9 protein-coding genes are annotated in these 12,003 nt (G+C 55.2%); 3 read left to right on the forward strand and 6 right to left on the reverse strand.

Going from position 1 to position 12,003, the window contains the following annotated elements:
- Positions 1-2: 2 nt before the first annotated feature.
- From AC13QE_RS17355 to AC13QE_RS17370, 4 genes are all read right to left on the reverse strand, one after another.
- The gene (locus tag AC13QE_RS17355; protein WP_488484597.1) at positions 3-1,172 is read right to left on the reverse strand and encodes an efflux RND transporter periplasmic adaptor subunit; all 1,170 of its coding nucleotides are present in this window, start codon (positions 1,170-1,172) and stop codon (positions 3-5) included.
- 563 nt (positions 1,173-1,735) lie between these two features.
- Complete coding sequence (locus tag AC13QE_RS17360; RefSeq protein ID WP_488484598.1) at positions 1,736-3,394, reverse strand: MFS transporter; 1,659 nt, start codon at positions 3,392-3,394, stop codon at positions 1,736-1,738.
- Positions 3,391-4,545, reverse strand: a complete 1,155-nt coding sequence (locus AC13QE_RS17365) for an HlyD family secretion protein (RefSeq protein WP_488484599.1) — start codon at positions 4,543-4,545, stop codon at positions 3,391-3,393. The genes AC13QE_RS17360 and AC13QE_RS17365 overlap by 4 nt, the downstream gene beginning before the upstream one ends.
- A gap of 263 nt (positions 4,546-4,808) precedes the next feature.
- Positions 4,809-4,949: a hypothetical protein gene (locus AC13QE_RS17370; RefSeq protein ID WP_488484600.1), complete on the reverse strand. Its 141-nt coding sequence runs from the start codon at positions 4,947-4,949 to the stop codon at positions 4,809-4,811.
- Here AC13QE_RS17370 and AC13QE_RS17375 point away from each other — a divergent pair.
- The gene (locus AC13QE_RS17375; RefSeq protein WP_488484830.1) at positions 4,882-5,091 is read left to right on the forward strand and encodes a hypothetical protein; all 210 of its coding nucleotides are present in this window, start codon (positions 4,882-4,884) and stop codon (positions 5,089-5,091) included. The genes AC13QE_RS17370 and AC13QE_RS17375 overlap by 68 nt on opposite strands.
- Positions 5,092-5,269: 178 nt before the next feature.
- On the opposite strand, the gene AC13QE_RS17380 is transcribed toward AC13QE_RS17375, so the two are convergent.
- Positions 5,270-7,564, reverse strand: coding sequence for an FdhF/YdeP family oxidoreductase (locus AC13QE_RS17380; protein WP_488484601.1), 2,295 nt, complete (start codon positions 7,562-7,564; stop codon positions 5,270-5,272).
- An 840-nt stretch (positions 7,565-8,404) separates the two neighbouring features.
- Between AC13QE_RS17380 and AC13QE_RS17385 the strand changes: the two genes are divergently transcribed.
- Complete coding sequence (locus AC13QE_RS17385; protein WP_488484602.1) at positions 8,405-8,851, forward strand: hypothetical protein; 447 nt, start codon at positions 8,405-8,407, stop codon at positions 8,849-8,851.
- A gap of 311 nt (positions 8,852-9,162) precedes the next feature.
- Here AC13QE_RS17385 and AC13QE_RS17390 read toward each other — a convergent pair whose 3' ends face one another.
- Positions 9,163-10,731 (reverse strand): sensor histidine kinase, encoded by a 1,569-nt coding sequence (locus AC13QE_RS17390; protein WP_488484603.1) that lies wholly within the window; start codon positions 10,729-10,731, stop codon positions 9,163-9,165.
- Between the two features lie 818 nt (positions 10,732-11,549).
- On the opposite strand from AC13QE_RS17390, the gene tatA reads away from it, so the two are divergent.
- Positions 11,550-11,732: a twin-arginine translocase TatA/TatE family subunit gene (tatA, locus tag AC13QE_RS17395; RefSeq protein WP_488484604.1), complete on the forward strand. Its 183-nt coding sequence runs from the start codon at positions 11,550-11,552 to the stop codon at positions 11,730-11,732.
- The last annotated feature ends 271 nt before the right edge of the window (positions 11,733-12,003 follow it).

Below are 12,003 nucleotides of genomic sequence, written 5' to 3' on the forward strand. Positions count from 1 at the left end.
TCCTACTCCTTGACGGCTGGTTGGATGGATACATGCGTTCCGACGTCAAGGCGGTATTGACCAGCTGTCACAACCTGCTCGTTACCTTTTAGTCCACTCGATACGGTCGCGCGTGCGTTCTCAATAGGGCCAACCTTTACTTTACGAACGGCCGCGTTTTCGTTGCTGTCGATGGTGTAGACAAAGAAGCCTTCGGCGCCGCGCTGCAGAGCAGAGGAAGGAACCGTGAGCGCCTGATGCAGCGTCTTCTGCGTCAATCGTAGCAGCACCAATTGCCCAGGCCACAGAGCATCGTCGCGATTTTGAAATGTAGATTTGAGCCGTACCGTGCCGCTGCTTTGATCTATGACGTTATCAACAACCGAGAGAGTGCCTGTCGCAAGCGAGCTGGATTGATCCACGGAAAGTGCAGCGACTTCAACAGGGCCGTTTTTCAGTGCATCGCGGACGGCGCCTAAATCGTCCTCGCGAAGCGTTGATAGGACAGTGATCGGCTGGGTCTGGGTCAGGGTAACAATGGGAGTGGTGTCGGTCGTATGAACCTGATTTCCTGCGTCAACGAGTCTGATGCCAGTGCGGCCATCGATCGGTGACCGGATCTCGGTGTAAGACAGCGAAACATCAGCAGCCTCCTTGGCAGCCTGATCCTGAGCCAATTGAGCCATGAGGCTGGCAACCCGGCTCTGCTGCTGTTCCACAACCTCCTGGGTTGCGATCTGCTTTTGCGCCAGCTGTTGGTCCTTGGAGAGCAAGTACTGCGCATTTGCGAGATCTGCCTGATCCTGTTTAATTTTTGCGGCCGCCTGATCGGACGCAGCCTGATACGGGCGGGGATCGATGACGGCAAGAAGGTCGCCCTTCTTGACAAAATCGCCTTCCTTGAACAGGACGCTCTGGAGTTCGCCATCGACGCGAGTCTTGATATTGACGGTGTAGTTCGCTTGCACCGTTCCGATACCATCGAGATAGACCGGTATCTCTTCCAAGGTCGGCTTTGCGACCTGCACCGGCACTGCCGGGATGTTTCCCGCTGGGGCCGCTGTGGTTGGCTCAATCCCGGCGAGGAGGAGCGCCGCTGCCGATCCGCCGGCGATGGCCAGCACGACGATACCGGCCACAATTGCAGATCGTCGATGCCTGGGAGGAGTAAAAATGGTGCGAATTGTTGTCATGGCAGGCTCCGATAGGAAAGCGCAGGGTCAGCAGCTGAACGATCGGTAGGGGGAATGCAAAGCCAGGTGCTGACTTGCGCCATCGCCCATACGAGCGGGACGGTAGTTCGCAGAATCGGCAGCCGGCTCGCGTAACGCCCTCTGACGTCAATTATGTCGCTGAGATGGATAGCGATTGATTTGATGATGTCGTCCAGTGAGCGGCCCGAGACGACCGACGTAAACTTGAACCTGGACATAATGTCCCCCTGTCAGCGAAATCATGAAGGAAGTGTATGGCTGAAGGGCAGATCTGCGCACCTATACATAAGTCTAACTGCATCTCGCGAATGGTATATGGGTCTTCGTTGCAACGAAGGTGTGCGGTACCGGCATACCGGCTTGGCAATATCTCTTGGATTGAAATCTGGGCCGAAAGGCAGGAAACTCGGTTGTGGGCCGGGAGCTGGGTGGTTAATGTAGTCCGTCAATGCTTTGGCAGAGATGATCGAGCGCCTGAGAGTGTCGGGCCTCTTTGCCTATGTCCCCATCAACTCGCGCGCGGCTTGCGAGCATTTCTTGTTTCAGTCTGTCCCCAATCTACGCATAGGGCCGGTCTGCGATGCGGACGCAACTGCCTTCTCCTGCACCGCTGCCTCGGTCGCCTTGCGCTGAAAATCGGGGTGCAATGGACCGAATGGCGTAGGACCCATAAAAACGACGAGCAGTAGACCGGTAATGGCGAACCAGAACGAGAGCACAAAGCCGTCCGCATAGGCAAGTACGTCGGCCTGTGTGCGGACTTCGGTCGCCACCACTGACAAGGCTTCCATGGTCGCCCGCGCAGATGTTCCAAATAGGGTTTGCAGCCTATTAAGCGTTTCATGGAGGTCTCGCGAAGAAGCCGCGATCGACCCGCCCAGAATGTTGGAGTGAAACTGTTCGCGCTGCCGCAGCCAGGTATCGAAGAGGCCGACTGCCAGTTCCGCGCCCCCGAGCCGTACCACCTGGATATAAGCGGAAGCGGCGGTCGCTCGCTTTGGATCGGTGTTCGCCAGCAGATAAACGACCGTCGAGAAGAACGTGAATGACTGGCCGGCAGTGAGTAGCAAAACGACCGACAGGAAATTCCGAGGCGACCACTCCACGGTCAACCTTGAGCCAGCGAGCGATCCAATCACCATCGCGACTAGACCGATAACGATACCCAGCCTGGCATCCATTCGGCGCTGTAGATAGACAGCCAAGACAATAAACGCGAAAACGGGAAGGACGCCTCCCATAACGTAGAGTTCGACAATGGAAATCGGTCTAAGCCCGACCACGTTCTGCAGGAAGGCGGGAATGATAATCGATTCGCCCGAACTTGAGAGCGTGAAGGCGATGATGACAGCGTAGCCCGTCCCAATGTTCCGCGATAGAATAACGCCGGTGTGAGCCCAGGGAGACTTCACAAGGCACTCATTGATGAAAAATCCGCTGGCCAGAACGGCGCCTCCGATTCCAAGCGACGTGACGATACCCGACTGAAACCAGTTGAGCCGGTTTCCCTGGTCGAGCGCGATGTAGAGCATCGTCATCGATGAGCCGAGAAGCAGCATGCCACCCCAATCGGCGTTTTGAAGCAGAGTGACGTCGATCTCTTCTTTCGGAGCAGCGAGGATGAGCAGCAGTGCGATAAGAGGTGCGACTACAACGTCCTGCCAATACACCCATTGCCAGCCGAGATAATCACCGCAAACACCGACGAGGACGAAGCCGAGATTTTGCGAGAGCGGAACGCGAAGCGCGTAGATGGCAATTCCGACCAACCAGTATTTTTTGTCAAGGTTGCGGAAGATCACCATGATCGTCGCCGGGATGAACACGCCGAGCAATAACGCCCGTATGGCATGAAGGGCAAACAGGATTGTTCCGTCATGCACTATTGGGATGGAATATGAGATGCCGGCATAGACGAGACTTGAGGGGACCATCACGCGGCGGACGCCGAAAACGGTAGCAATCCATGCAACTGCGGATGAAATGAAGATCTGTGGTGCGTTGGCGACCGTGCTAAGCCAGGACCCTTCGTCGACCCCCAAGGAGTAGGCACCGCGAAGGTCCGGCAAGCTGGCCGTAAAAACCCTCGTATCGAAACCGACAACAAAGGACGCAAGCAAAAGGGCAGCAACAACGAGGTAGGGGCGGCTGGCGGTCGTGCCGTTCGTCATCGGCCCCGAGGCAGTCGACGCGGCGCTCATGGCTTAGCATCCGTGTTCATCGATGTGTCGACGTTGACGATGGCCGACATCCCGGGTCGCAGTTGGTCGATGAGCGGCTGGCCCGGATCAAGATCGACCCTGACCGGTATGCGCTGCACAACCTTGGTGTAATTTCCGGTCGCATTGTCCGGCGGAAGCAGTGCAAAGATAGCGCCGCTTGCTGGCGAGAGCCTGGAAATTTTGCCGCGGAGCGTTTGACCTGGAAATGTATCTATGGTGATTTTTGCCGTGCGCCCAGCGGTGATACGGGCCACCTGGGTCTCCTTGAAGTTCGCTGTGACGTAAACGTCTGGAAGCGGTATTTCCGAATTGATGGTCGTGCCAGTTGCAACGAAATCGCCTTTATGGATCAGACTGCGACCAAGGACCCCGTCAAAGGGAGCGAAGATGCTGGCATACCCCTGACGGATCACCGCCGTGTCGAGATTCCCTTGTGCGGCACCAACCTGCGCGCGCAGAAGCGGGCCCTGTCCGTCGAGCACCTTCAACTGGGCTTTCTGCTGATCGATCGCGGCAGCGGTCGATTTCGCGCCGGCCTGAGCCTGGAGATAAGCCAGTTTCGCCTGCTGAAGTTGCTGCTGCGAGGTGGCATCACCTAGACTTGTCTGCCGATGGAACTCAAGTTCCGTCTGCGTCTGCAAGGCAAGCGCCGATGCGTTTTGCGCTGATGCCGCATCGATGACAGCTTTCTGCAATTTGATCTCGTTCTCGAGGTTTGCGAGCGAGGCACTGGCAGACGCCAGGTTTGCCTTGGCGACTTCGACGGCGGCATCATATTCGCGGGGGTCGATTTGCGCTAGTAACTGACCCTTACTTACCCGCTGATAGTCGCCAACGGGAACGCTTAGTACCGTGCCGCTCACTTGCGCGCTCAGGGTGGAAATATCGGCATTGACGACAGCATCGTCAGTTGATTGGCTGGCTGCGTCTGCCACCCAGCGGTTCCAATCTGCCATGGCGACAGCAACACCAACTCCGGCGGCGATCACTGCGAGCAAGGGGATGGTGAGGCGCCTGAGGGTCGTTGCGACAGTTGAAGGCTGTTGGACTGGCTTCTGCATCTCCCCGACCGGTGTGCGACTGGACGGCTGCGACAGTGCAAGACTGGTAATACAGGGCTGATCTGCCATGACGGTCTCACTTCTCCCTGTGGTCTGCAGAAGCCCCAACAGGTACCGGCGGCGGTACGAATGAAAGGTGCCCGCTGCTGTGGAACTGTACCGAGGATCCAAGTGCCATAAAGATCGAGCCTCCAATCAGATTGCCGAGCGTAATCGACACCAGGTTGTGGATCGCGCCGACAGGGGAAACGATTGCCGGGTATTTGCGGGTAAGCGGCGTGCAAAAGGTAAACATCTTAGTGAAGCGTCACCAAGCCAAACAGATTGCCGATTCACGCGCTAAAGCAGACGCGTAGCACGTCCGACAGCCATGCCTGCCCCGTCCGTACCGCGAGCGGAATACACATGGCTGTGCCGGTAAAAAGCTCTGCACCTGCGAACACAACGATCGTCAGGGCTGAAGAAAAGACCACGCCCTGCCATGGCCACTTCAATCAGGAATACAAAGAAGTGCGCCGGCACAATCAGCTGCTTGTGCTCGCCCGACACGGCGAAGTTCATGATGAAATCCCTGCACATTTTGAATTCCTTGCTTCTGACCTCAGGCCAAACTGAGTTTCTGGCTGGCTGCTGGAAAAATGTTAGCCGTAGCGGGTGCTGTATTGAACCGTACGTAGGTATAGGTGAGCTGGAGGAACGTGTAGCGTCTTGACGAATTCGCGTAGGATCCTTGAGTCACGTGCGCACGGCCTACATCGGTAACACCGGCAAGCAAATTTCCTGGTTCGATGATTTAGTTGTTGCTGGCAGCAATGATAACGGGCACGCCCTTGTAGGAAGGGGTTCCGGAGAGACGATCAAAATGGCGCAGGGAGATCACGGCATTCATTTCCGGGTAATAGCCGGCTGCCGATCCCCTCGGGATGTTGTATTCAACCGCCGTGAAGCCGCGGACCACATGTGTTCCCGGTTCGGCGCGAATGAGGCCGTGAACGTCTATTCGGTCGCCGTCCTTGAGACCAAGGCGAACTAGATCGTCCTTGTTCATAAAGATGACGTCGCGCCTGCCAAAGACGCCACGGTAGCGGTCATCGAGGCTGTAAACAGTAGTGTTGTACTGATCGTGGCTGCGGATCGTCGTGAGGATCAGGACATCAGGGTTCTTGACCACCGGATCTTCGTTCAGGCCAGACGCGACAAAAAAGTTTGCCTTGCCGCTTTGAGTGTTCCATCGACGAAAGGAAGCCGCGACGTCGAGGCGAAAGCCGCCGGGCACGCGCACGCGCTTATTGAAGGCGTGGAAGTCCGGGAAGACAATTTCGATCTTTTCCCGAATCCGATCGTAGTCTTCAATCAGCCCGTCCCAATCGATGCCGTAGCGCTCGCCGAGCGTTGCCTTGGCAATACCGGCGATAATTGCGGGTTCGGATTTCAAGGCATCACTCGGCGGCTTGAGGAAGCCGCGCGAGGCATGCACCATCGACATTGAATCCTCTACCGTGACCGCCTGTGGCCCCGAAGCCTGGGTGTCGAGATCGGTCCGGCCGAGACAGGGAAGGATAAGCGATGTCTTCGCCGTGAGGAGATGGGAGCGATTGAGCTTCGTGGCAATATGGACTGCTAGATCGAGCTTGCGCATTCCCTCCCAGGTAGCTTCTGGATCCGACATTGCGACGGCTAGATTGCCGCCAAGGCAGATTAGCGCTTTGGATTCACCGGCGATAATCGCCTCGACTGACTCGATTGCATTGTGGCCCTTCAGCTCAGATGGGCGAAAGCCGAATGCTCGTTCCATTCCATCGAGCAGGGCCTTGTTTGGAACCTCGGTGATTCCCACCGTGCGGTTACCCTGGACGTTGGAATGCCCGCGGATTGGGGCAATACCGGCGCCATGCCGACCGATATTGCCACGTAGCATCAGCAGATTGACAATCTGTTGCACGTTATTGGTGCCAGTTGTGTGTTGGGTGATGCCCATGCCGTAGCATACGATCACATTCCTGGCCGCTATGTAGACATTCGCCGCACTCTCGATCGCATTCTTTGCGAGGCCACTGATGACAACGATCTCGTCCCAGCTCGTCGCGTCCACGTCCGCCCGTACCAACTCGAACCCAATCGTATGTGCGCCGATGAAGGGTCTGTCGAGCACGCCCGGGCCTCCGGCAGCAATTTCGGCCGCATCACGCTCAAACACTGCCTTCATTATACCCTTAAGCGCCGCGAGATCGCCGCCGGTGCGTAGTTGATGATAGGCGAAAGCAATCGGTGTTGCCGAGAGCGTCGCCATCTCAACGGGATCCTGGGGTGCCGCGAAGCGCTCTAATGCGCGCTCCTTTAGCGGATTGAAGACGACGATTGGCACGCCGCGACGTGATGCATTGTGCAATGTCGTCATCATACGTGGATGGTTTGTTCCGGGATTGTGGCCGAAACTGAAGATTGCGTCTGCATGGTCGAAATCTTCAAGGGTGACGGTGCCTTTTCCCACCCCGATCGACATCGGAAGTCCAACGCTCGTGGCCTCGTGACACATGTTTGAGCAATCGGGAAAGTTATTGGTGCCATAGGCGCGGACAAAGAGCTGATAGAGGAAAGCCGCCTCGTTCGAGGCGCGGCCAGATGTGTAGAATTCCGCCTCGTTTGGATCGTTGAGCTTGTTGAGTTCCGCCGCGATCAGTTTAAAGGCATCTCTCCATTCGATAGGTTCGTAGCGATCGGTGTCGCTGTTGTAGTGCAATGGCGACGTCAGCCGGCCCTTGTCTTCCAGCTCGTGATCGGTCAACTTCCAAATCTTGGCAACACTATTGCTTCGAAAAAACTCTGGATCTAAACGCTTTGCTGTCGATTCCCAGGTGATCGCCTTTGCGCCGTTCTCACAAAATTCGAATGATGAAGTGTGCTTGGGATCCGGCCAAGCACAACCGGGGCAATCGAACCCCTCAGGCTGGTTAGCCTTTAGAAGCGTTATGGTACCCTGTGCCACCACCTGTTGATGCGCGAGTGTTTCGGCGACCGCTTTGAGGGCACCCCAGCCGCCGGCGGGATGATCGTATTGTTCAATGCCCTTCGGGCGATGATCTATCATTACGAGGTTCCTTTCGTAAGTTGCCGCAGAAGAGCGGCACGGTCGGTGGCGAAGCTGGTGTCACGCACGCTTTGGGGGTTCCGATCTCTTCTCGGGGTACCATCGGCAAGCCGGCTTGTCGTCCGTGGCGGGCCGCGGTGCGAAGCCATGGTCTCGCATCTCCTGTTTCGCAGCGGTTCTCAAAAAAAGGCCGCCTCCTGGGCGACTGGAGACGGCCTTCATAGATCCTGGGAGGATCGAGAGCTTCGGCGGAGGGGACGACGTCGAAGCCGGTAGCGGGGAAAGCGCTACCCGCCTCATTGAGTGGTTGAGGCGATGAATGGAAAATAGACCCACGCCCCGCGTTATGTAACTACACTTAAGTATGAACTGCTCTAGACGGATGGCTGCGAGCGCCAAATCAGCGGTGCCAGCAGCAATGTGGACATAGGTGTGTTGTTCGCAAAAGGCCTTGATCGGAGATTCTCAGTTATAGCTTATCAGCACCTCATGCCAATTTTGCGGTTACGCTCATGGCGCGCGGTGTCACAAACCTTTGCCGGCCCCTCCAGTGCGCGGGACCAGGACTGTAGCGCTGCCACTTCTAGTGATGATCGCGAGCAAGCGGGCGCTACAATCGATCCAAAATGGTCTTCGTATCGTTGTAGAGCCGGGAGGGCGCGTTCGCACATGCAGGCGCGTCGACTGAGTCCGACGGTGCCGCGGAATGCCAGAACATCATGACGAAGGTATTCGGCAAACCTATGCTGAAGGATAGGTGCCTAAGCTGAATGTATCACTTTGAATTGGGAAGGGAGCGCCGCATGTTCCGTGTGCCGTAATTGTCATAGGAACATTGAAATGCCTGAATTTAAACGCTCGAAACAATCGAAGTACTTCGTCAAGGGTATGGTCACGCTCATCTTTATGCTCGCTCTGACATCCTGTCAAACGAGTGCGATCAGGGTGCGGGACAAGGAAGACCGCTTGGCAGCGGCGGGATTTGCTGTGCGCTCGGCAAATACAAAGAAGCGGGAGCAAATGTTGGCGCGTCTGCCGCCTAACAAGTTCCTCACACGCCTCAATGGAAAAACCGTCAGTTACGTTTACGCCGATCCTGCAAACTGCCACTGCCTATATATTGGCTCCCAAAAGGCCTACGATCGCTATCGAGCTATCCAGCTGCAAGAAAAAATCGCCAATCGGCAATTGCTGGCTGCCCAAACCTATAGCGACACCGCCTGGGATTGGAGTGCATGGGGACCAAATTTTCCGGACTTTTACGTCGGCTCCCGATACGGCTGGTAACTGCAGCAGGCAACCGGTTTCCCTCTCCTCGTGGTTTGTCGGTAGAAATTTATGTCTGGCAGCTCCCAGCTGCCAGCGCCACTTCAGCTGCAAGTGGCGCTCCTCGAACGTCACGCGCTCCCGGACCATCATGAATTAAGCCGAACCATCAAGCTTGCGCCGTCAGCCGGTTCGGTCCTAAAGCCCATGACGCGGTTCGCTCTCAGAACTGAAATCAAGCCACTGGCCAAGGGTTTCGTTGGCAACGATCTGTTGAGCCACTGGGTGAGGGCGGCCGCTGTTCTAAGCAATTGATGCCCGGTCGGCAATCTTCACTTTGGCAGTTGGATTTCAAACAGTGCGCCGCCCTCTGGGTGGTTGCTTGCCTTGAGCGACCCACCTCTTGCCTCGATCATGTGTCTGCAAATCGATAGACCCATACCCATTCCGTTTTTCTTCGTCGTGAAGAAGGGAGAAAATATCTTTTCTTTAGCTTGCGATCCGAGACCGCTGCCAGTGTCTCGGACCGATACAAGTAAAGTTTCCTTATGGTCCTGACTATCCAGAGTGATGGTTATCAGTCTTCGCTTCGGTGAGGCCGCGCTGATTGCTTGAGCCGCGTTAGAGATAAGGTTTATCAGCACCTGTTGCATCTCGATCCTGACGCCTTGAATAGGTGTAAGTTCACCTTTCTGAATAACTTCAACCGCTGTACGCGCACGTTGAAGATCATGCTCCATGAGTGTCAGCGTTTCACCGATAAGAACATTGAGATCAAACTCTTCTATGTCCTTCTGCTCGGTCGAGAGTATGGAGCGTACCGTTTTAATAACTTCATTCGCTCTATTGCTATCGCGAATTATGCGCTCCGCAGAGCGACGCGCGGCATTGAGGTCGGGCGGGTCTTTGTCCAGCCAGCGAAGCAACGTTTGAGAGTTGAGACTGATCGCGCCGAGCGGTTGGTTCAGCTCGTGGGATAACGATGCTGACAGAATACCAACAGTAGCCGCTGTTTGTGCTCCGCTGAGCGCCGCCTGAGTTTCTGCAAGCGCTCTGCGCGCGTCCTCGCGGTGCGTGATGTCGATCATACTGACGACGACGCGATGAAATGCCGATGGATCGTGTGGAAGACCAACATTGAGCAATACAGACCTGATTTCACCGGTGTTGCTGATCACCTCCGTACGGCCTTCAAAATATGTGAGGCCATCCATGATGGCCTGGAGGAGAGCCATAACCACCGGGCTATCGGATGAGATATTTGCTGTCAGTGGGCCTTGCAGCGGGTGCGCTGGTGATGATGAGAAAAGTTCGTTGGCCGCCTCGTTAGAGGAAACGACTTCTACCATCTCTAAGCATTCGGCAAAAAAATCTGGATGAGCTTGCGCATAAGTGCTGATGTTGGTTACACTCCGGGCTTTGAGATCCATCAGATAATTGCGCACTTTCGAATAGTCCTGCTCCAACAGAGCGATACGCGCGCGATGAAAGATTGAACGATAGCGTGCCTCGCTTTCGCGCAAAGCGGCATTCACTCGTAGAAGTTCGGTGCGGGCTTGAGCGTTGCGTAGAAGCAAACCTGTCGTCACAAAAATGGCCGCTAGCGCAACGGAAAGTCTTAAGAGAGCTCCGACATCGAGCGTCGCACCATGATTGATGAAAAGCCCAACCAATGCAAGACAGACGAATGTTGCTGAAAGTACGATAAGCCCGACCCGATCGGCGGTTTGTGCACCGAACATAAGCGCTATAGCGTAGAGCACCGCCACTGCTCCCTCGATCCGGGTGAACACATCAATCACGAAAACTGCGCATCCTATTACCAATGCCAGGAAACAGAAGAATAGGTCATCGTGACGAGCGTCACGTCCGGTAAGACTGAGATCCATACCATTTGTCATCGAGCTAGCTCTCCCTTTCAAGCAACACACTCATCCGAATTTTGACGGGCCTGCACTAATCAAGGATGTTCTCGACCGGAGCAGGGCGCTTGGCTTGGTCGTCATTCTCGCTGGCAGAGGTCCTTCAGCGGGAGGATGTAACCGTCATTGGCAAGGCGGCACTTCCAAAATACCCTGGAAGCAATATACGGCCATCGGTTCGTGCAACTAGACAGAGGTTCTGTATCCAAAACATTTCGGAAAGGAGGAGGTTATGTATCGTATCTTATCCAAAAACATTTTTCTTACATTTCGATACAAATGATCGGAGGCGGACAACTACTATTCCTCCGATCGTCGGCTCGTTTCTGTAGACCTTAGCAAAGCGAGGTGATCGGCCAATGAAGCCGCTCCCAAAGGTGAGAACTCAGACGCTGACGGCCTCCATTAGAGTTGTGCCGCTACCGGCGAAGGCGGAGGTTGAAACCTAAAAATATCTCGGCGAAGGGGGAGCCAAGAAATCCCCTGGCGAGGGATCCGTAATCTGTTTTTGCAATGCTATACAGTGCGATACAAAATTCCGGGTGTTCTGAAATTTGACGGATACATTTCGAGATGACTCTGGCGACCAGATTGGTGATCGCTGCAGGAGCGCACAGAGAAATTTGCTATTCCTCGCGCAATCGCCGTTCCGGCAGCTGATCCTGGTGTTGCTGAATAAATTCCATAAATCGCCTCTCGGGTAGCCTCTATGGTACAAGTGTCAGCTGGTTATTGGGTTTACGGACGCCAAGCCGATCGTGGCAAGAAGAATTTGCACAAAGATTGTGGAGGTCGAAATGGGATCGCTTAGCGTATGGCACTGGCTAATCGTGTTCGCGATTGTCATGCTATTGTTCGGGCGAGGCAAAATCCCCGCTTTGATGGAGGATATCGCCTCCGGCATCAGGAAATTTCGCAGGGAATTTCCAGCAGACGACCTTATCGAGTGTCACAAGGACGATGTAAAGCACGAACAATAACTTCGCTGCCGTTCTTCGGTTTTTTCCTTTGCGAAAACGGGGTCACTGCCCGAATAAGAGCTTCAGTGCCCAGGCATATGTGCATCGGCTACTGGTAGTTAACCGTTGCAATCTAAGTAAATGGGAGTTGCTGGGAACCTGCATCAAATGTCCGGAGCGTAACGGTACAGAGGCAGTCAACGAGGTGCAGTTTAGAAGGCTTTAGATCCCAGCGCTTGCGCGCGGGGCTGGGAAATCCAGCCGACCCGCGCACTTCCCAAGATCAGTTGTG

The sequence above is a fragment of the Martinezella sp. CNPSo 3957 genome (assembly GCF_057784395.1).

Excerpts from the sequence above, each read along its gene's own strand:
- AC13QE_RS17355 (WP_488484597.1), bottom strand. The coding sequence starts at position 1,172 with ATGACAACAATTCGCACCATTTTTACTCCTCCCAGGCATCGACGATCT.
- AC13QE_RS17360 (WP_488484598.1), bottom strand. The coding sequence starts at position 3,394 with ATGAGCGCCGCGTCGACTGCCTCGGGGCCGATGACGAACGGCACGACC.
- AC13QE_RS17365 (WP_488484599.1), bottom strand. The coding sequence starts at position 4,545 with ATGGCAGATCAGCCCTGTATTACCAGTCTTGCACTGTCGCAGCCGTCC.
- AC13QE_RS17375 (WP_488484830.1), top strand. The coding sequence starts at position 4,882 with ATGGCTGTGCCGGTAAAAAGCTCTGCACCTGCGAACACAACGATCGTC.
- AC13QE_RS17380 (WP_488484601.1), bottom strand. The coding sequence starts at position 7,564 with ATGATAGATCATCGCCCGAAGGGCATTGAACAATACGATCATCCCGCC.
- AC13QE_RS17385 (WP_488484602.1), top strand. The coding sequence starts at position 8,405 with ATGCCTGAATTTAAACGCTCGAAACAATCGAAGTACTTCGTCAAGGGT.
- AC13QE_RS17390 (WP_488484603.1), bottom strand. The coding sequence starts at position 10,731 with ATGACAAATGGTATGGATCTCAGTCTTACCGGACGTGACGCTCGTCAC.
- tatA (WP_488484604.1), top strand. The coding sequence starts at position 11,550 with ATGGGATCGCTTAGCGTATGGCACTGGCTAATCGTGTTCGCGATTGTC.